Annotated in this window: 18 protein-coding genes; 10 read left to right on the forward strand and 8 right to left on the reverse strand. The window is 36.2% G+C overall.

Annotation, left to right across the window (positions count from 1 at the left end; translation table 11 throughout):
* Positions 1 to 65: 65 nt before the first annotated feature.
* Both rsmH and mraZ read right to left on the reverse strand, forming a co-directional pair.
* Positions 66 to 962, reverse strand: a complete 897-nt coding sequence (gene rsmH, locus ACQ65V_RS02640) for a 16S rRNA (cytosine(1402)-N(4))-methyltransferase RsmH (RefSeq protein ID WP_430466761.1) — start codon at positions 960 to 962, stop codon at positions 66 to 68.
* The gene (gene mraZ / locus ACQ65V_RS02645; protein WP_430466762.1) at positions 949 to 1,419 is read right to left on the reverse strand and encodes a division/cell wall cluster transcriptional repressor MraZ; all 471 of its coding nucleotides are present in this window, start codon (positions 1,417 to 1,419) and stop codon (positions 949 to 951) included. Before mraZ ends, rsmH begins: the two co-directional genes overlap by 14 nt.
* 285 nt (positions 1,420 to 1,704) lie before the next feature.
* On the opposite strand from mraZ, the gene ACQ65V_RS02650 reads away from it, so the two are divergent.
* Both ACQ65V_RS02650 and yihA read left to right on the forward strand, forming a co-directional pair.
* On the forward strand, positions 1,705 to 2,469 hold the full coding sequence (locus ACQ65V_RS02650) for an alpha/beta fold hydrolase (protein WP_430466763.1): 765 nt from the start codon (positions 1,705 to 1,707) through the stop codon (positions 2,467 to 2,469).
* A 91-nt stretch (positions 2,470 to 2,560) separates the two neighbouring features.
* Positions 2,561 to 3,178: a ribosome biogenesis GTP-binding protein YihA/YsxC gene (yihA, locus tag ACQ65V_RS02655; RefSeq protein ID WP_430466764.1), complete on the forward strand. Its 618-nt coding sequence runs from the start codon at positions 2,561 to 2,563 to the stop codon at positions 3,176 to 3,178.
* A 4-nt stretch (positions 3,179 to 3,182) separates the two neighbouring features.
* Here yihA and ACQ65V_RS02660 read toward each other — a convergent pair whose 3' ends face one another.
* Both ACQ65V_RS02660 and ACQ65V_RS02665 read right to left on the reverse strand, forming a co-directional pair.
* Entirely contained in the window at positions 3,183 to 4,277 is a 1,095-nt protein-coding gene (locus ACQ65V_RS02660; protein WP_430466765.1) for an ABC transporter permease, read from the reverse strand.
* 9 nt (positions 4,278 to 4,286) lie between these two features.
* Entirely contained in the window at positions 4,287 to 6,461 is a 2,175-nt protein-coding gene (locus tag ACQ65V_RS02665) for a carboxy terminal-processing peptidase (RefSeq protein WP_430466766.1), read from the reverse strand.
* 169 nt (positions 6,462 to 6,630) lie between these two features.
* On the opposite strand from ACQ65V_RS02665, the gene surE reads away from it, so the two are divergent.
* From surE to ACQ65V_RS02690, 5 genes are read left to right on the forward strand one after another with little or no spacing between them, the layout of a single operon-like run.
* Positions 6,631 to 7,404: a 5'/3'-nucleotidase SurE gene (gene surE / locus ACQ65V_RS02670; protein ID WP_273291087.1), complete on the forward strand. Its 774-nt coding sequence runs from the start codon at positions 6,631 to 6,633 to the stop codon at positions 7,402 to 7,404.
* On the forward strand, positions 7,397 to 7,684 hold the full coding sequence (locus ACQ65V_RS02675) for a hypothetical protein (RefSeq protein WP_155088325.1): 288 nt from the start codon (positions 7,397 to 7,399) through the stop codon (positions 7,682 to 7,684). The genes surE and ACQ65V_RS02675 overlap by 8 nt, the downstream gene beginning before the upstream one ends.
* Complete coding sequence (gene lpxB, locus ACQ65V_RS02680) at positions 7,684 to 8,805, forward strand: lipid-A-disaccharide synthase (protein WP_430466767.1); 1,122 nt, start codon at positions 7,684 to 7,686, stop codon at positions 8,803 to 8,805. Before ACQ65V_RS02675 ends, lpxB begins: the two co-directional genes overlap by 1 nt.
* 16 nt (positions 8,806 to 8,821) lie before the next feature.
* Positions 8,822 to 9,331, forward strand: a complete 510-nt coding sequence (locus tag ACQ65V_RS02685) for a C40 family peptidase (protein ID WP_430466768.1) — start codon at positions 8,822 to 8,824, stop codon at positions 9,329 to 9,331.
* Positions 9,332 to 9,359: 28 nt separating this feature from the next.
* Positions 9,360 to 11,390 (forward strand): ComEC/Rec2 family competence protein, encoded by a 2,031-nt coding sequence (locus tag ACQ65V_RS02690; RefSeq protein ID WP_430466769.1) that lies wholly within the window; start codon positions 9,360 to 9,362, stop codon positions 11,388 to 11,390.
* Between the two features lie 5 nt (positions 11,391 to 11,395).
* On the opposite strand, the gene ACQ65V_RS02695 is transcribed toward ACQ65V_RS02690, so the two are convergent.
* The 3 genes from ACQ65V_RS02695 to ACQ65V_RS02705 form a co-directional block, all read right to left on the reverse strand.
* Positions 11,396 to 11,965 (reverse strand): thioredoxin family protein, encoded by a 570-nt coding sequence (locus ACQ65V_RS02695; RefSeq protein ID WP_430466770.1) that lies wholly within the window; start codon positions 11,963 to 11,965, stop codon positions 11,396 to 11,398.
* A gap of 185 nt (positions 11,966 to 12,150) precedes the next feature.
* Positions 12,151 to 13,743 carry a peptide MFS transporter gene (locus ACQ65V_RS02700; RefSeq protein WP_430466771.1) on the reverse strand — a complete coding sequence of 531 codons (1,593 nt, stop codon included), beginning with the start codon at positions 13,741 to 13,743 and terminating at the stop codon, positions 12,151 to 12,153.
* Positions 13,744 to 13,774: 31 nt separating this feature from the next.
* On the reverse strand, positions 13,775 to 16,006 hold the full coding sequence (locus tag ACQ65V_RS02705) for a S9 family peptidase (protein WP_430466772.1): 2,232 nt from the start codon (positions 16,004 to 16,006) through the stop codon (positions 13,775 to 13,777).
* A 147-nt stretch (positions 16,007 to 16,153) separates the two neighbouring features.
* Between ACQ65V_RS02705 and ACQ65V_RS02710 the strand changes: the two genes are divergently transcribed.
* The 3 genes from ACQ65V_RS02710 to ACQ65V_RS02720 are packed head-to-tail and all read left to right on the forward strand — an operon-like array spanning position 16,154 to position 18,772.
* Positions 16,154 to 17,452 (forward strand): hydroxymethylglutaryl-CoA reductase, degradative, encoded by a 1,299-nt coding sequence (locus ACQ65V_RS02710; protein WP_430466773.1) that lies wholly within the window; start codon positions 16,154 to 16,156, stop codon positions 17,450 to 17,452.
* A 50-nt stretch (positions 17,453 to 17,502) separates the two neighbouring features.
* Complete coding sequence (locus tag ACQ65V_RS02715) at positions 17,503 to 17,847, forward strand: GIY-YIG nuclease family protein (RefSeq protein WP_430466774.1); 345 nt, start codon at positions 17,503 to 17,505, stop codon at positions 17,845 to 17,847.
* Entirely contained in the window at positions 17,840 to 18,772 is a 933-nt protein-coding gene (locus ACQ65V_RS02720) for a GYDIA family GHMP kinase (protein WP_430466775.1), read from the forward strand. The genes ACQ65V_RS02715 and ACQ65V_RS02720 overlap by 8 nt, the downstream gene beginning before the upstream one ends.
* A 102-nt stretch (positions 18,773 to 18,874) precedes the next feature.
* Here ACQ65V_RS02720 and ACQ65V_RS02725 read toward each other — a convergent pair whose 3' ends face one another.
* Positions 18,875 to 21,019: a SurA N-terminal domain-containing protein gene (locus ACQ65V_RS02725; protein ID WP_430466776.1), complete on the reverse strand. Its 2,145-nt coding sequence runs from the start codon at positions 21,017 to 21,019 to the stop codon at positions 18,875 to 18,877.
* Between the last annotated feature and the right edge of the window lie 49 nt (positions 21,020 to 21,068).

Raw genomic sequence — 21,068 nt, forward strand, 5'->3', positions numbered from 1 at the left:
AGGAATCTCTTTTAATTTGTTCTATTCTAATAAAACACTTCGACTGCGCTCAGTGCGACATTATATTATATCTTCTCAGCAATACGGAGCTTTGCGCTTCGTGCTCTATTGTTGTTTTTTATTTCTGATGCTGATGGCACTATTAATTTGCCCACTTTTTTTAATGGCACTTCAAAATTGCCGAAGACATCGCGCTCAGGCTCTCCTTCAAACAAGCCGTTTCGTATAAAACGTTTTACCAGTCTATCCTCCAAAGAGTGGTACGAAATAAAACTTAATCTCCCACCAACTTTCAATATTTCTGGCATCTGTAAAAGCAGCTCTTTCAACACCTCTATCTCTTGATTCACTTCTATTCGGACGGCTTGAAAAATCTGAGCCAATACCTTATTTTCCTTCCTGTGATTTAGAAACTGTTTCAAGACCATTTTTAATTGCTCACTGGTTTCAATTGGTGCTGCTTTTCGCTCCGAAACAATTACCCTTGCCATAGCTGGTGCTTGTCTCAGTTCTCCATATTGATAAAGCACTGCCCTAAGCTGCTCTTCTTCATAATTATTAATCACTTCAAAAGCAGACAACTTGCTGTTTTGGTTCATTCGCATGTCAAGCTTCGCTTCAAACCGAGTTGAAAAACCACGTTCCGCAACATCGAACTGATGTGATGAGACTCCGAAGTCTGCCAATACACCATCAACTTCCTTTACTCCATAAAATCTTAAGAACCTTTTTATATATCTAAAATTCTCATTAATGAGAACAAATCGATCGTCTTCAATGGTATTGGACAACGCGTCCTTATCTTGATCAAAAGCATAGAGTTTACCGTTCGGCCCAAGTCTGGATAAAATCCCCCTACTATGGCCTCCTCCACCAAATGTGACATCTACATAAACTCCATCTGGTTTTATGTTTAAGCCATCAACGGTTTCTTTAAGTAGTACTGCATTATGATATTCCATTGTCATCATCATCTTGTCCCATCACTTCTTCAGCTAGATCTGCAAAATCTGAAGCCGCATCATCAATAGCCTGTTCGTATTTTGTCTTATCCCAGATTTCAATAATGTTAACCGCAGAGGCCAGCACTACTTCTTTTGTAATACCAGAAAAACCAATTAAATCTTTTGGGATTAATAGTCGGCCTGCGCTATCAACCTCTACCACTTTAACACCTGCGGTAAATCGTCTTATAAAATCGTTATTCTTCTTTTTGAATCGGTTAAGCTTATTCACCTTGGCCATTAGGTTGTTCCATTCTGCCATTGGATAGAGCTCCAAACATGGTTGAAACACAGCTCGTTTGAGCACAAAACCATCTTGTAAAGCAGCAGATAACTGCTTTTTTAACACAGCAGGAATCATTAACCTTCCTTTGGCATCAGCTTTACACTCGTATGTTCCAATAAATGAATTCAATATCCTTGATTTCCCACTTTAACGATTCAAATTCAAATATATTGAAAATTTTACCACATTTTACCACGATCTCCCACTTTTGTTGATAAGTTTTGAATTTCGAGCTTTCCTATCTTTTGGTAAGCCCATTAAAATCAGAACGCTTCACATTATTCAGCATGTTTTGTTTATCAACAGATTAAGCGTTATCATTACAAAATGAAACGAATTGAAAGCCAATAATTCTATTTGTTTTAAAAAGGATTTAGTTATATTTGTTTTTAACACTAAGCACTAACTTTATAGATGGCACACCTTTTAAAAAAAGAAAAGGATTATAGATATATTGAAGTAGGAGAAGGCACACCGATTATAGTGCTTCATGGATTAATGGGCGGATTGAGTAATTTCGATTCTGTTACAAATTTCTTTAGTAATAATGGTTATAAAGTCGTTATTCCGGAACTCCCTATCTATACCATGTCGCTATTAAAGACCAACGTAAAAAGTTTTGCTAATTATCTTAAGGATTTTATTGAGTTTAAAGGTTTTGATGAAGTTATTCTTTTAGGAAATTCATTAGGAGGTCATATAGGTTTATACCACACCAAATTGTATCCTGAAAAAGTTAAGGCTCTTATTATTACTGGAAGCTCTGGACTTTACGAAAGTGCCATGGGAGGTGGTTATACCAAGCGTAGTGATTACGAAGTTATAAAAAAGAAAGCACAAGACGTGTTCTATGATCCTGCGGTTGCTACTAAGGAAATTGTTGATGAGGTTTATGAAACCGTAAACGACAGAAACAAACTTGTAAAAACACTGGCCATTGCCAAAAGTGCCATAAGGCATAATATGGCAAAGGATCTACCCAATATGAACACTCCAACATGCATTATCTGGGGAAAAAATGATAGTGTAACTCCACCTGAAGTTGCAGAGGAATTCCACGATCTTTTACCGGATTCTGATTTATTTTGGATCGATAAATGTGGGCACGCAGCCATGATGGAGCATCCTGAGGAATTCAATAAGATTTTGAATGCTTGGCTTGAGAAACGAGGTTTATAAGCCTATTCCAAACCCATCCCAGAAGGAAGGGAACACCAGTATAAAAATAAAGTTTAATTTAAAAAGATTCCCACTTTCGTGGGAACAAAAAATGGGAAAAGTAAAATCCGCTGAATTTGTTGTTAGTAATTCTGAAGTGGCAAAATGCCCTAAGAACCCTATACCTGAATATGCCTTTATAGGGAGGAGTAACGTTGGGAAGTCTTCATTAATAAATATGCTAACTGACCGAAAAAGCTTGGCAAAAACTTCAGGAAGACCTGGTAAAACACAGCTTATTAATCATTTTATTATTAATGACAGTTGGTACTTAGTGGATTTACCTGGTTATGGTTATGCGCGCGTTTCTAAAACTTCAAAAAAGAAATTCCAGAAGTTTATTACCAATTATTTTGAGCAGCGTCAACAATTGGTTTCCGCATTTGTGTTGGTGGATATCAGGCACAAACCTCAGCCTATCGATTTAGAGTTTATGCAATACTTGGGTGAAAGTGGAATACCCTTTGGTATCATCTTCACAAAAGCTGACAAATTGAAACCTAAGGCCATTGAGCGATATGTAGAAGACTACTGTCAGCAATTATTAAAGACTTGGGAAGAATTGCCACCTTACTTTATTACTTCTTCAAGTAAAAAAATTGGACAGGAAGACGTTTTAAACTTTATTGAAGCAACTAATGAGGAGATTGAGCAGTTGAGGAATCAATAAACCTCTATGCTTTTACATCCAAAGCATCTCGTAAGGCATTACCAACCAACATAAATGCCATCACCAAGACCATTATACACAGTCCTGGAATCATTGCTAAATATGGTTTACCTAATATGATGTAATTATAATGATCTTTTATCATCGCTCCCCAACTTGCCATTGGTGGTTGAGCTCCGATTCCTAGAAAACTCAATCCACTTTCAATTAAGATAGCTGCGGCAAAGTTGGCTGCTGAAATCACGATTAACGGCCCGAAAATATTTGGTAAAATATGTTTAGTGATAATTCGGTAATCATTATATCCCAACGCTCTTGCTGCTGTGACATACTGCATTTCCTTAGCACTGATAATTTGCCCTCTTACGACTCTGGCAACCTCAACCCACATAGTTAAACCTACAGCTATAAAGACTTGCCAAAAGCCTTTTCCCAATGCCAATGTTATGGCTATTACCAATAATAATGTAGGAATAGACCAAGTCACATTAATAATCCACATAATTATGGTATCTACCTTTCCACCATAGTAACCAGCAAGACTACCCATTAGCAAACCTACAACCAAGGAAATAAACACAGCAATAAAACCAATAAAAAATGAAATACGAGAGCCGATTAGTATTCGACTCAAATAATCCCTTCCATACTTGTCCGTACCGAAGACGAAACTTCTGTTATCTAAATACTTTTTATAATCTGAGTTAGGAAATCGATTCAATTCAATTTGCTTCTCCATGCCTTGCAATCCATCTGAAGCATACTCTATGTAGTGAAGCCTATTTCCTTTTACCTCATAAGACTGAATTGGAATTTCCGTGTCCGTATTTACTTTGCCAAAAAACAGCTTTGATAAAAAGTTTTGGTCAGACTCAACACCAGATGGGATTGTTAGCATTTGCACTTCAAACCCAGGGGATTTTGAATGAATTGATAAATGCATTTGGTTAGCATTCTTTGAAGCGTCTGGAGCAAAGAAATATGCAAAAATGGAAATTAACCCAATACAGACAATAATGCCAAAACTAAAAACGCCCCAAAAGTTCCTTTTAAACTTTTGAAGCGCTAAACTTGTTAGTGAATTGTTTTGGTTTGCCATTAAGGTTTTTTAATTCTTAACATCCGCGACATTGTTCTTAATAGCATAAGTCATTTTTAAATCATTAAGCACATTTAATGCTTCTTCGATGTAAACGTCCTTAGCCAAACTTACATGCCAACGCTTGCGTTTTTCTTTTAAAACCGAATCTTTTTCCATTAGTTTTATTTCATAAGGCAATGAGCTGAACGTTAAGTCAGTTTTATACTCTGAGAGTTTCTCAAAGCGTTTTGCTTCTTCTTCGTTAAGCTCCATTTCCTTTTTGTAATCTTCATAATTCAAGGAATAAATTTCACGGTCTCTAATTTTCTTTACCCATTGTGCATTCGCATCGATAAGCTTTAACTGCTCGTTAGCTGCCATACGTGCTTTACTTTTTTCTATGGTCGTATCGTAATCGAAATAATTTCCCCATAGTTCGTAATCCACAGCATCAATTTTATCCCAAGGCAATGGGTTTTCTTGATCTTTTTCGCCTATATTAATATAACTGTAACGATCTGGCACTACAACATCACTCTTAACACCTTCTAACTGTGTAGAGCCACCATTGACACGATAGAATTTCTGAGTCGTGAACTTTAAAGCTCCCATATCTCCGTTAGAATTGTTTCGCACCATTCTATTTAAATCCAATACGTTTTGCACTGTACCTTTTCCATAGGTTTGCTTACTACCTATAACAATCGCACGCTTATAATCTTGCATTGCTGCGGCTAAAATTTCTGAAGCTGAAGCCGACAGTTCATTTACCAAAATTACCAAAGGCCCATCCCAAATAATCGCTTTATCTTTATCTTTAAGAACTTCTTTAGGTTCTCCAGTTGTTTTAACTTGTACTATTGGGCCATCTTCAATAAACAGACCAGCGATATCAACTACAGTTTGTAGTGAACCACCACCATTGTTTCTTAAGTCTAATACCAAACCTTCAACACCTTCTTGCTTAAGACGAATAATCTCTTGCTTTATATCCGAAGCTGCGTTTCGTTTGTTGTAATCCTCAAAATTAATATAGAATTTAGGTAAGTTAATCACACCAAATTTCTTATCATCTTTAATAACGGTTGAAGATTTAGCGTAGGTTTCTTCCAACTCTACAATATCTCTGGTTATTGCGATTTCTTCAATAGTCCCATCCACTTTTTTAAGTGTTAAGTTAACCGTTGTGCCTTTAGGGCCCTTGATTAACTTAATGGCATCATCTAAACGCATACCTACAATATTAACTGGCGCTTCTTCATCCTCTTGTCTCACCTTCATGATTTGGTCTCCCACTTCAAGCTCATTGGCCTTCCATGCTGGTCCACCACTGATAATTTCATTAACTATTATAGCATCCATCTTCTTTTGAAGTCTTGCTCCAATACCTTCAAAATTACCAGACATAGCCACATCGAAACGATCTTTATCCTCTGGTGCAAAATAGAATGTATGCGGATCGAATTCTTCAACAATGGCATTGATATAAACGGCAAACCAATCTTTGCGCTGTCTATCATCAATAAAGTCATAAAGCTCGTCAAGTGAACGTTTCGTTGCTTCTCTAGCTTCTTTTTCAATTTCTTCTAGAGATTTCTTCTCTTTAGTTGTTGATTTTTCATTTTCAGCAGAAAATACACTTTCAGGAAGGTTGTTTGCTTCTAAGTTTGAATCGCGTTGTGCTATAGCATCATCATAGTTAGCAATAGTCGAAAACTTGAGTTGCTGTCTCCAACGCTCTTTCATCTCGCGCTTATTGGATACGTATTCTAAATTGTCATAATCTGACGAATAAGTTTCATTCTTTGAAAAATCAAAAGGTTTACTCAAGATATCATTATAGATTTTCTTTGATTCCTCTATGCGCTGTAACAAACGCTCGTGCGTAAGACTGAAGAAAGACACATCATATGCTTTTATCTGATCGTCTAACTGATGCTTGTAAGCTTCAAATTCCTTGATGTCAGACTCATAAAAGTAACGCTTAAATGGGTCGAGCTGATTTAAATAATCCTCAAACACATTTTCAGAAAAATCATCATTTATGTCCTGAGGGTTAAAATGCCCTTGGTCCAATACGTAAGTAATAAGTTGTATAAGTAATTTGTCCTTATCCGGATCGTCAAAAGTTTTGCTTGTAAAGCTACATGAGGCAAAGGCTATTAATAACGCCAGCAATAAAAATTTATAATTCCCTTTCATTCTTTCAAATTTTAATATTAATAGTGAAGTAGGCTTCAATAATTCACTAAAATAGAAGAAAAAACCGTGCCATAAAAAAACAAGGCACTAATTTTTTGTTAAAGGTGTAGTTACCCTACGTTCTTTAGCTTTTTAGTATTTTTACCCAATCATAAAAAAGATAAGACCTATGTCTAAACGCCCTTTAATTTTAGTGACCAATGACGATGGTATAACCGCACCAGGAATGCGGACCTTAATTTCCGTTATGCGAAAGATTGGAGATGTTGTGGTTGTTGCGCCAGATGGCCCTCAAAGTGGTATGGGACATGCCATAACCGTTAACGACACATTGTACATTGAAAAGGTGGATATTGATGGTAAACAACCCGAATATAGTTGCTCTGGCACACCTGCGGATTGCGTAAAGCTTGCGGTTAGGGAAATTTTGGACAGAACACCAGATATCTGTGTCTCTGGCATCAATCATGGATCTAATTCTTCAATTAACGTGATTTACTCTGGCACCATGAGTGCTGCTTTAGAGGCAGGCATTGAAGGGATTCCTGCGATTGGGTTTTCGCTTTTAGACTACAACTGGAATGCCAATTTTGAGCATTGCAAACCCTTTGTTGAAACCATTACAAGACAAGTTTTGGAGCATGGTTTACCTGATGGAGTCGTATTAAATGTTAACCTACCAAATCTCGACAAAAAAGACATTAAAGGGATTAAAGTTTGTCGCCAGGCACGTGCTAATTGGGTAGAGGAATTTGATAAGCGCACCAACCCAATGGGACGCGACTACTACTGGTTAGCTGGTAAATTTGTAAATATGGACGAAGGCGAAGATACGGATGAATGGGCTTTAGCAAATGGCTATGTTTCGCTTGTTCCGGTTCAATTTGATTTAACGGCACATCATAGCATTCAAAATATTAATACCTGGAAACTAAATGACTAAAAAAGACATTATCATTGGATTTGTAGTCGGTGTTATTGCTGCAGTGTTTGGGTTGATTTTTGCCATACAGATTTTTGGAAAGTCGGATAATTGGGGCGAAGTCATACAACAAGCTATTGCAAGTGGCACCTTAACCAAACTTATGAGTATTGGAGCCTTACTGAATCTAGGTGCTTTTTTTCTGTTTTTAAAGAAAAATCAAGATAACCGAGCAAAAGGTGTGCTCATTGCTACTTTGCTAATTTTTATAGTAACCATGATCATTAAATTTTTTAATTAATGAAATACTACATCATTGCTGGCGAAGCTTCGGGCGATTTACATGGCTCTAATCTTATGAAGGCTTTATTTCAACAAGACATTGAAGCCAACATTAGATTTTGGGGAGGTGATTTAATGCAAGCTGTTGGTGGTGAGTTGGTGATGCATTACAAAGAGCGCCAGTTTATGGGCTTTGCTGAGGTGATTTTTAACCTCAGAAAAATTTCTGGTCATATAAAATTCTGCAAAAAGGATATTGAAACGTTTCATCCTGACGTGATTATTTTCATTGATAATTCAGGTTTTAATCTCAGAATAGCCAAGTGGGCAAAGGAGCATAATTTTAGAACACATTATTACATTTCGCCACAGGTTTGGGCTTCTAGAGCAGGTCGTGTTGAGAAAATCAAACGCGATATTGATGCCATGTACTGTATTCTTCCGTTTGAAAAGGAATTCTATAAAAAGTATGGTTATGATGTGAATTTTGTCGGCCATCCATTAATTGATGCCATTGCAGATCGGCCTCAAATTGACGAAAATGAATTCAGAACAACTCACCTCTTAAGCACCAAACCCATCATTGCGCTTTTGCCAGGGAGCAGAAAGCAAGAAATTACCAAAATGCTAGGTGTGATGCTGAGTTTAGTTGATGATTTTGAAGATTACCAGTTTGTCATTGCTGGTGCACCGAGTCAGGATTTTGAGTTTTACGAAACGTTTATTAAAAAGAGTAATGTGAGCTTTGTGTCTAACAAAACCTATGATCTTCTAAGCATTTCAAATGCCGCTTTGGTAACTTCTGGTACAGCGACTTTAGAGACTGCGCTTTACAAAGTACCGCAAGTGGTTTGCTATAAAGCCAATTGGATTTCTTACCAAATTGCCAAACGCATTATCACCTTAAAATTTATCTCTTTGGTAAATTTAATCATGGATAGAGAAGTGGTTACTGAACTCATACAAGGAGACCTTAATAAAAAACGTTTAAAGAAAGAATTGGCTTCCATCTTACATTCCGATAAGCGCGAGCAACTCTTTTTAGATTATTATGAATTAGAGAAAAATTTAGGAGGTAAAGGTGCCAGTGAGAATGCGGCCAAGTTGATTGTTTCAAAAATTTCAAATGACAAAAACTAAATTCCAAAACCTACAAATGAAAAGACTATTACCGATACTGCTTTTAGTGATGATTGCCAGCAGTTGCAAATCCAAAAAAAACTACTCCAGTAAAAAAAGGCAAACGCATACGGTAAAGGTTAATACCAATACAAAGCCTTCAGAAGAAGCTGAAACCATTGCTAATTACGCCAAAAAATTCAATGGCACACGTTATAAATATGGTGGCACTACAAAGCGTGGTATGGATTGCTCTGGTTTGATTTATACATCATTTACTGACAATAATATTTCTGTGCCTCGTACGACATCTGATTTAAAAAGCTTCGGAGATTGGATAGACCTTAAAGAAGTAAACGTAGGAGATTTAGTATTTTTTGCTACTAGGAAAAACAGCAGAAAAGTCAACCATGTCGGCATTGTCACCAATGTCCGCACAGGTAATGTAGAATTTATACATGCCTCAACCAGCAGAGGAGTTATGATTTCATCCTTAGCAGAAAAGTATTGGTATTTTGCTTTTGTACAGGCGAGGAGAGTTTTGTAATCATTTCTTATATTAGTAACTCATTTCCATGAAGTTACTAAATTTCACCATCATAAAATTAACACTTTGCCTTATTATAGGCATTGTCATTGCGCATTATTTTAAACTTGAATTTAATAGTGCACTTATTGCTACTATTGCTTTAATCCTTCTACTTGGTGGCTATTGGTTATTGTTGAGACGAAAAATAAACCGTAAACCTTTTTTCGCATTGCTGACCTATCTATGCATGGTTGGTATTGGCATCAATGCCTATAATATTCAAAATGAAACGTTACGACCGCATCACTATACAAATTTAGGCGTCAATGATACGTTTAACACCATAACATTTAAAATAGATGAGCGCCTAAAGCCAGATACTTATAATGATAAATATATTGTTTCTGTATTGTCCATAGATGATAAGTCTGCCACAGGAAAATTACTTATAAACGTTAAACCAGATTCCATTGGTAAGGTTTTACCAGTGGATGCCGTATTCTTTACGTCCTCAGAACTTCAAACGATTCAAAAACCGTTAAATCCACATCAGTTTGATTACAGTAAATATTTAGAATTGAAACAGGTCTATCGCCAGCTATATCTTAAACAAAGTGAGTTGTTTTTGGTGTCAGAATCTAAAACATCCATCTATGGTTTCGCTGATCAGTTGAGAGCCACCATCAACGAAAAACTTGTTGAAGCCGGTTTTACGGATGATACGCTCAGCATTATCAATGCCTTGTTGCTGGGTCAACGCCAAACCATTGATAAAAGCGTTTATAATAATTATGTTAATTCTGGCACCATACATATTCTGGCAGTTTCTGGACTTCATGTTGGGATTATACTATGGATTCTAAATTTTCTATTCAGACCACTACTCTATCTTAAGTATGGGAACTACATCAGGCCATTGGTCTTGGTTACTATATTGTGGTCGTTTGCCGTAATAGCAGGTTTATCGCCATCCGTCACCAGAGCCGTAGCCATGTTTAGCGTCATCAGTATTGCGATGCACTTAAAGCGACCAACCAATATTTATAATACACTAGCCATATCTGCCTTTTTAATTTTACTTTTTAAACCCACATTTCTGTTTGAAGTTGGTTTTCAGATGAGTTATTTGGCGGTTTTGGGCATTGTCAGTATTCAACCAATATTCTATAGACTTTGGAAACCCAAGTATTTGGTTGCCGACAAGCTATGGCAAATCTTTACCGTTACACTTGCGGCACAATTTGGTGTAGTTCCTATTAGTCTGTTTTACTTTCATCAGTTTCCGGGTTTGTTCTTTATCTCAAATTTAGTAGTCATTCCGTTTTTGGGTCTGATTCTTGGCTTTGGGTTGTTGGTTATTATATTGGCGCTTTTGAACGTCTCACCAGAGTTTATAGTCAAAGGTTACAGTTTTATTATTGAAAGCCTAAACGGGTTTATTGCTTGGGTAGCACAATTTGAAGACTTTCTGTTTCGGGATATTCCGTTTACTTTGCTTCAAGTGATTTGTGCTTACCTCATCATTGTTGCTTTGGTGCAGATATATAAATTCAGGAATTTTAAGTGGATGGCTATATGTTTAATTGGAATACTAGCTTTTCAAGGTACATTTATCCATAACAAACTCAACAACAAAGAGGACACATTTATTGTATTTAATAAAAGTCGGTTTTCATTAATTGGCTTGAAACAGAATGACAATCTCATTGTTCATCATAATCTTAATGCTGAAAAACAAGCAGCCGACAACGTCATTAGAAACTACAAGGTTGGCGAAATCATTGATTCTATATCAATAGGTAGTTTGAAAAACGTCTATCAATTTAAAGCTAAAACCATTTTGGTTATTGACAGTTTGGGAGTGTATAAAGATATTTCATTCAAGACTGACTATGTCTTATTGCGGAATTCCCCAAGAATAAATCTTGAAAGAATGATTGACAGTCTAAAACCTGAGCAAATCATTGCAGATGCCAGCAACTATAAATCTTACGTAAAACGTTGGAAGGCAACATGCGCACAAAGAAAAATCCCTTTCCATTACACTAATGAAAAGGGAGCTTTTATACTTGAATAAGCTTTTTATTCCTTAAACGTCGGTTTAAAGGATTTAAAATATTCATTGAACTTTTCTTGAGTATCCATTTCCTTGTATTTATCTGTGTTAAACAACTTTAAATACAATTCTATTTGTTGTGGTTTCATATATCCTGAAATTGGCGCGATAACGTTTGCCTCTTCATCAAAATACACTATTGTTGGGTAAGCCCTGACTTGAAGGTATCTTGCAAATTCATGGGCACTATTACGTCTGTTTGCCTTGGCAGGATCGTAATTGGGATTTTTAAATGTTTTATCATTAAAAGTCACCTCGTCATTACCTTCTGCATTAAATTTGACGGCATAGTAATGCTCATTGATATACTCAACAACGTCTGCATTCTGAAAGGTGTTTTTATCCAACATCTTACACGGTCCACACCAATTGGTATAAACGTCCATGATGATTTTTTTAGGCTCTTCTTTTTGAAGTTCAATGGCCTCTTCTATAGTTATCCAATTAATTTTGTCCGCATCATGTTTTGGGCTCTTTTGAAACGACATTAACGCTCCAAAGGCTATAAATGCTATTATATAATGTAATTTTTTCATTTGTAGGTTTTCATTTTAATAATTGTGTCAAATGTAATTCGTCAACCAACCCATAGCTTCAATTATGGATTTCATCTTTTCCCCATTTCATATCTGATTTGTAGCAAATGTTATACCGAACTTACAAAAAATGCTCCTATTGAGGAGCATTTTAAGTTATTTTAACGGTTTATCGCTAATTGAGATTAGCGTATACCATGCATCATTCTTATTAAAGTTTTATTTAATATTAACATTATTACTCCAGCTCCAACTGGTACTGCTGTAAATATCAAAAAGAATGTGCTCATACCATATTCTTCGACAATAGGGTCTATATAACTACCTGTCCAACCTGCAGTTAAATTAGCAATAAAGTTGGCGACAAACCATACACCAAACATTAAGCCAACTAATTTAATCGGTGCCAATTTACTCACATAAGAAAGACCAACAGGAGATACACATAGTTCACCTAAGGTGTGGAATAAGTATGCCAATATTAAGAATATCATACTAACTGAAGCTGTTTTTGCACCTAAAGGAATACCCATTGAACCGTAAGCTAATATTCCAAAACCGAGTCCTAATAAAATTAATCCAATAGCAAACTTCACTGGACCTGATGGATTGTATTTACTTTCCCAGACTTTAGAAAACAACGGTGCAAACGCGATGATAAAGAATGAGTTTAGGATACCAAACCATGACGCAGGCACCTCAGATTCTTCTGAACCAAATTCTCTGTTTAACATCCAAATCACAATTCCCCAGATGATAACGAAACTTGTACCGAGTAATAAATTAGATAGTGAATATTTTGAAAATGTCTGTTTAAATAACAAGAGTAATACCCAAGTGATAATTAACATAGGTACAACAGTCAATAGTGTATTAAATATTTTAAAGGTAATAGCGCCTTCACCCGTTAATACCCTATCGGTATAATCTGCTGCAAAAACAGTCATAGAACCTCCTGCTTGTTCAAAAGCCCACCAGAAGAAAATGGTGAAGAATGCAAAAACACCAATTACTTTTAACCTATCAGAAGTAATTTTTGATTTTTCAGCTTCACTTGATACTTCTTCAATAATATCCTTAGTCTCTTCTAATGAATCTTCAACGGCGTCATCAAAATCTTGAGTACCTTTTGGTGACAATCCAATTCGTCCAAAAATCTTCTGAGCAAAATAGAATTGCAACATACCAAAAAACATAAAAATTCCTGCTAGTCCAAATCCATAGTGCCAGCCAACTTTTTCTCCGATGTAACCACACAATAAAATTCCTAAGAATGCACCTGCATTAATACCCATATAGAAAATGGTATAGCCAGCATCCTTTTCTTTTCCTTGTGATTTATATAATTGACCAACCATAGAGGAAATATTTGGTTTAAACATACCATTTCCAATAATCAATAAACCAAGTCCAAGATAGAAGAAAATATCTGCAGTTACTTCTAATGCCATGGACGCATGACCTAAAGTCATTAGAAATGCACCAATAACTACAGCGTTTCGGTAACCTGTGAATTTATCCGCAATAAAACCGCCAATAATCGGTGTTATATAAACCAAACCAGTGTACCATCCATACAATATTAGAGCTTCTGAACGTTCCCAGCCCCAGCCACCTTCACCTAATATAGCTGCGGTTAAGAAAAGTACAAGCAAAGCGCGCATTCCATAGTATGAAAATCGCTCCCACATTTCTGTAAAAAACAATACAAATAGACCTGAAGGGTGACCTAATACAGTCTTTTGGTTAGTTTCTGATCCTCCGAATTTAAATTCCATATATAATTAATTTAGTTAGTTTTTAGTTTATCTAGCCTTTAATCTTAGATGTTTCCGTTTCCTCTTCCTCATTTTGCTCTAGCTTATCTCCTAGAGTTTTATGGATAAAATTGGTCATCTTTTTATATAAATGTAATCTTGTATTGCCTCCATAGATTCCATGATTTTTGTCTGGATAAATCATCCATTCAAATTGCTTATCGGCTTGTACCAAAGCTTCAACCATGCGCATGGTGTTCTGTAAGTGTACGTTATCATCTCCCGAACCATGAATTAATAAAAGGTCGCCTTCAAGCTTATCCACATGATTGATTGGTGAGTTCTCATCATAACCACTTGGGTTTTCCTGTGGTGTGGTCATATAACGTTCGGTGTAAATGGTGTCATAAAATCTCCAGCTTGTTACAGGTGCCACAGCAATTGCCATTTTAAAAACATCGTTACCTTTAAACAAAGCGTTACTACTCATAAAACCACCATAACTCCAACCCCAAATTCCGATGCGATCTTCGTCAATGTATGGTCGCTTACCCAATTTTTTTGCTGCTGCAATCTGGTCTTCTACTTCGTATTTACCCAATTCGTTTTGGGTTACCTTTTTAAAATCTGCCCCTTTAAAGCCAGTTCCTCTCCCATCAATACAAACCACTATATAGCCTTGCTGCGCCAACATTTGGTACCAGTAATCGTTAGTACTGTTCCAACGGTTAGCCACTTGTTGCGAACCTGGACCAGAATACTGATACATAAACAGTGGATATTCTTTGTTTTCATCAAAATCGGCTGGCTTAATCATCCACATGTTTAAGTCATTCCCATTAACGTTTATGGTACTAAATTCTTTCTTCGACGTCACGTAATCACCCACTTTTTGAGCTAGCTTGTCGTTATCTTTTATGCCTTTTACAAGGTCTCCGGTTTTAGCATTGTGCAATGTATATTCTGGTGGTGTGGTGGCACTGGAATGTGTATTGATAAAATACGTAAAGTCTGCACTAAATGACGCACTGTTAGTGCCTTCAGATTTCGTTAATCGTTGTTTATTCTTACCGTTTAATTTGATGGAATAAACATCTCTATTAATTGAGCCGTTTTCGGTCGATTGATAATAAATAGCGTTGGCTTTATCATTGAAACCATAGTAATTAGTTACTTCCCAATCACCTTCGGTAACCTGATTGATTAAATCTCCGTCTTTTGAATAGTGGTAAATATGATTGAAACCATCCTTTTCACTCGTCCAGATAAAACTATTGTCCTCTAAAAAAGTAAGGTTAAAGGTCACATCGATATAAGCATTATCCTTTTCAGCCAAAACCAAATCGGAAGACATCTCCTTTGTATTGATAAACCACAAGTCCAGCTCATTTTGGTGACGATTCATATATTGTGCACTCAAAACATTAGGGTCCTTAGTCCATTTTATTCTCGGGATATAAAAGTCTTCGTATGTTTTATCAACCTTTAACTCGGATACATTATTAGATTCTAAATTATAAAGATGCAAGGATACTTTAGAATTGGCTTCACCTGCTTTAGGATATTTAAACACCTGTTGCGTTTGGTATAAACCAGATCCAAAAACATCCATTGAAAATTCTGGCACTTCAGTTTCATCAAAGCGAATAAAGGCGATTTTGTTGCTATCCGCACTCCAATCAAAAGCCCTTACAAAGCTGAATTCTTCTTCATAAACCCAATCCGTAATACCATTGATAATTTTATTCTTTTCGCCATCAGTAGTAATTTGATTCACTTTACCCGAAGCTAAATCCTTCACATAAAGATTGTTTTCAAAACCATAAGCGATTTTGGTGCCGTCTGGTGATAAGGTTGGTTCTTGCACCAAGTCATCAGAAACCTTGGTCAATGATTTGGCTTCAATATCATATACATAATATTCACCTAGTCGAGAGCGTCTAAAAACAGGTTTTTCGTTAGTGGTTAGAATTACTTTGGACTCGTCATCACTGAAGGTATAATCAAAAAAACCTTGAATCTCCGAAATATCTTCAGAAGACACCAAGGTTTTTACTTTTTCCAAGGTTTTGTAATCGTAAATATCTATAGTAGCTGTTCTGCTTTGCCTATCGAAATTTAAGACTGAATATTGTTTTCCATTATTCATGGAATGCAAGGCTTGCATGCCTTCGGTCCTGAATTCTCCGCTCCAAATATCTTCGAGCGTAATTTGCTTATTTTGACAATAAATTAAAGAAGTGGTTAAAAAACCAATAAGGGCAATGAAGTGTCTCAATTTCATAAATTTTCTATTTCAATAAAGCAATGCCAAGTTTACTAAAAATTATGGAAAAAACAGTTATTATTAACAGTAAATCGGCAATTAAAACAGATTATGTACACAATTTATGCCAATCTCAGTATCTTTGTTTTTTAAATTACTTAATCTATGTCAAATGCTATTTCTGGCTTTTCTAAGCTTTCAAAATCCGAAAAGATTGAATGGCTCTTAGATACTTACTTTACCAACAAAGACATAGCTCGAAAACTGGTAAAACAGTATTGGAATTCTGATGAAAAGCTCCAGAAGCTACATGATGAATTTATTGAAAACACCATAACAAATTACTATCTACCTTTAGGTGTTGCCCCTAATTTCTCAATAAATGGTAAACTCTATACCATCCCAATGGCCATTGAAGAAAGTTCTGTGGTGGCAGCAGCTAGTAAGGCCGCAAAATTTTGGTTGAAAAGAGGTGGGTTTAAAGCTGAAGTTATTTCTACTGAGAAAATTGGCCAGGTGCATTTTACGTATGATGGCGATTTCAATGACTTAGCGTCTTTTTTTAAAGCAGTAAAGCCGAAGCTTTTGTCCTCAGCCTCAGATATCACGAAAAATATGGAACGTCGTGGCGGTGGAATTTTGGATATTGAACTTAGAAATAAAACTGAAAAATTAGATGATTATTACCAGTTGCATGCTACGTTTGAAACGCTAGATGCTATGGGTGCTAATTTTATCAACTCGTGTTTAGAGCAGTTCGCTGATACCTTGAAAAATGAAGCCGAGCATAACTTAGAAGGCAATCTCGATGTGGTTATGAGCATACTCTCTAACTACGTACCCAATTGCTTGGTGAGAGCCGAAGTAGAATGTCCTGTTTCTGAATTAAAAAGTAAGGATATTAAAAACCCTGAGTTATTTGCCGAGAAATTTAAGCAAGCAGTAAATATTGCTGAAATAGAACCTTATAGAGCAGTAACGCACAATAAAGGGGCCATGAACGGTATTGATGCTGTGATATTGGCCACAGGAAACGATTTTAGAGCTGTTGAAGCAGGAGTACATGCTTATGCAGCCAAAGATGGACAATATTCTAGTTTAACCCATTGCTCTATTGAGAATGGTATTTTTAAATTTTGGATGGAAATACCATTAGCGTTAGGTACGGTTGGCGGTCTGACCAATTTACATCCATTGGTGAAATTTTCCCTTGAAATGCTACGAAATCCTTCTGCCAGAGATTTAATGCAGATTGTAGCAGTTGCTGGTTTAGCACAGAATTTTGGAGCTGTTAAATCACTTACCACAACCGGAATTCAAGAAGGGCACATGAAAATGCACCTTATGAATATCCTCAATCAACTTGAAGCGACACCTAAGGAAAAAGTGCGGTTGATTGAACACTTTAAAACCAATGTAGTGACTCATGGTGCAGTAGTTGAGGCTATGAAAAATATAAGATAAAATTAATCTATACTGGTGGCTGAGCGAAGTCGAAGCCATATAATTAAAAAATGCCCAAAGGTTACGTTTACATATTAAAATGCAGTGATGGTTCTTACTATACTGGAAGCACTATCGATATTGAAACAAGAATCAATGAGCATAATGATGGCAAAGGTGCCAATCACACAAAAAAACGGTTATCTGTAGAATTAGTTTATCTAGAAGAATTTCAAAGAATTGATGATGCTTTTTATAGAGAAAAACAAATTCAAGGCTGGAGTAGAGCTAAAAAGGAAGCTTTGATTAAAAACAATTTTGAATCATTAAGGAAACTATCAGAATGTAAGAATGATAGCCATTATAAATTATGGCTTCGACTACGCTCAGCCACCGAAAACCTAACAAATGGTTAAGACTTCAAAAACATACCACAGCAACGGCAAACTTTTAATCACTGGAGAATATGTTGTGCTGGATGGTGCTAAAGCATTGGCAATTCCAACAAAATATGGGCAAAGCTTGACCGTTGAGCCAAATGATAATAATGCAATTGTTTGGAAAAGCTATAATGAGCTAGGTAAAGTTTGGTTTGATGGTGAGTTTTCAATTGACGACAGCTCGACTGCGCTCAGTGTGACAAGTGAAAATTCCAATGAGGTTAGTAATCGATTAATTCAAATATTGAAGGTTGCGCGAAAATTAAATCCTGAATTCCTAAGTGATCATCAAGGTTATAATATCACTACACATCAAGATTTTAATAGAAAATGGGGATTGGGAACATCCTCAACACTCATCAATAATATAGCCGATTGGGCAGAGGTTGATGCCTATGCACTTTTAGAACAAACGTTTGGTGGAAGCGGTTATGATATTGCTTGTGCTCAACATAATTCGCCAATAATATATCAATTAGATGAAAATCATAACCCAGTGGTTACAACCGCTGCATTTAACCCGAAGTTTAAGCATCATTTATATTTTGTTTACCTCAACCAAAAGCAAAACAGTAGAGATGGCATTAAAGCCTACAAAAGCTTAAATAGAGTTGACGATTCTATTATAAAGAAGGTAAATCAAATCACTGAATCCATGATTGCATGTGAATCACTTTCAACATTTAATAGTCTTATCGATGCGCATGAAAATCTTATTTCTGGATTAATCCTACAAGAGCCTGTTAAAGCTAGCTCGTTTCATGACTTTAAAGGAGCCATAAAAAGCCTTGGTGCTTGGGGAGGTGATTTTGTTTTAGTGACCTCGGAAACCGATCCAACGGATTATTTTAAAACCAAAGGGTATGACACTGTTATTCCGTTTGAGGCTATGGTTCTTTAGTTAAATACTGTCGATTTATTGAAGAAAATTGGATGTGACGAATCAAAAAAGGCTTTGCGTTTCTGCAAAGCCTTTTTAATTATTCGTTGTTATATCTAAATACTAGTAAACCGTTTTGGCTCTGTTATCTTCAATCTCAGCAGCTTTTTCTAATGCTTGGTAAACACGAGTCTGTACAGCGTTTTTAATTGTAGTATTTAACCTATTGACTATAGACGTATAATTATCTAACTCAGTAGCTTCATTAACTTTAGTCACCTCAATAACATAAACACCATTGGTTCCGTCTATTGGACCTGATGTCTGTCCCTCTTCTAAACCAAATGCAGCTCCGATCACCTTTGGTTCTGCACCTGCACCAGAAAGCGTTGTGTTTTTCATGGTTAAAGCAGCAGCTGTACGTGGACTTTGTCCTTGGTTTTTAGCGATCTCATTAACCGTTGTAGCCGTGATTTTTTGACGAATCATTTTCGCTTTCTTTTCTTTTCTTATTTCTGGCAATGCGGTTACGGAAGCATCCTCAACACTCATTAATCCTTCTTCGTTTTTCTCAACAAGTTTTGCGACGATAAATCCGAATCCGGAGATTGGAAAGTTCTTGTAGTCACCTACATCAGTATCTTCTTCAAATGCCCAACGCACCACTTGTCTCTGGCTTCCTAAGCCTGGCATATTCTCATCCAATTCCTTAAATGTGATTGGCTTTACAGTCAATTCACGTTCTGCCGCCAACTCATTAAAATCAGCATCTTTAGCAGCAATTTCGAACTTAGACATTTTGTTGAACACATCTTGTAATGTTTGGTCAGATGGCTCAATCTTTCGTGCTATTGTTCCGATTTTATAAGTCTCATTAAAACTCTTTTGTTCTAAAATTTCTATAACGTGGTATCCGAAAGACGTACCTACGACGTCAACATCTCCTTCTTCATTTTCAAATGAAAATGCTTTAAACTCTGGAGCCATACCTGCATTGTATGCAAACTCTATTTCGCCATCTTTTTCGTTACTCACTTTATCTGACGACAACTCTAATAGATCCAAAAACTTGGTCCCGCTTTTAATCTTTGCCAAGATGCTATCTGCTGTTTTCTTAGCTTCTTGAGGTGTTTTAGTCACTGAGGCATCAGCTCTTTGTCCACCTGCAAAAGGAATTAAGATATGTCTTACCTTAACCGAGTCTGGCATCTGCTCAACAGCTAACATTTTAGATAGTTTAAAGAACTCACCATCCTTGTATGGTCCATAATACTCACCAACCTCTAAATTCATTAAGCTGTCTTTAACTGTAGCAGGTAATTGGGCAGCTCTTAAAAATGAATCGTTAAATTTAATATCTGAGTTGGAGTTGATAAATTCCTCTACATCAGTCGTTGAATTAAAACCAGGAATAGTGTCATAATTTCCACTACTATCGTTATATAAAGGCTGATCGTTTTTTAATTTTAGAAGTTGTGCTTTTATAGCATCTTCATCAGCTTTAGAAGCCTCTTCTTTAAACTCTACATAAACAACCTCTCTATTGGCATCAGCTTTAAATTTGTCTTCGTGCTTTTTCATGTAAGCCTTTATATCTGACTTAGACACTTCAACCAAACTATCTGCAATAGACGTGTAAGGTATTTGTACATAGCGAATATCAACCGTTTTGGCGTCTGCCATATATTCATCTTTTGCCTCAGCTAAAGTAGCACCAACACCAGCTTTAATCATGTTATAATACGTTTGCTGAATGGCATTAGTAGCAATCGTTTGCTCGTTATTGGCCCAACTCTCATAATTCACCAAGAAATTTCCAAGCGGTGCAGCTTCACCGTTAAGGTCCTTTAAGTTTGCGATAAATGCATTAAGGCGATTAACATCAAAGTTTCCGTTTTCATCTTGAAACTCTGGATACGATTGAAAACTATTCTTCAACAAATCGCGCATTTCATCCTTTTCAACAGATAAGCCAAGTTCTTCATACTCCTCTTCCATAATAATTTTACGAAGCTCTTGGTTGTAAATGGTATTCATAGCCTGGGTAGAAGTCACTCTTCCACCTACTCTATCTTGATAGTTTTTTACCTTTTGTTGAAATTCATTTCTTTCAATATCGGTTCCGTTAACTGTTGCAACAACCCCTTGCGTATCTGAAAACGCATTTGGATTATCAATAACACCTTGAATAACAAAAGCGAATAATGCCAATGCTATTACCAATATTAAGATTAGCGAACGTTGTCTAATTTTATTTAAAATTGCCATAGTCTATCGTTTGATATAAATAAGTCTGCGAAAATAGTACTTTCTACTA

This window comes from Winogradskyella ouciana (assembly GCF_965284585.1).
Lineage (GTDB): Bacteria > Bacteroidota > Bacteroidia > Flavobacteriales > Flavobacteriaceae > Winogradskyella > Winogradskyella ouciana.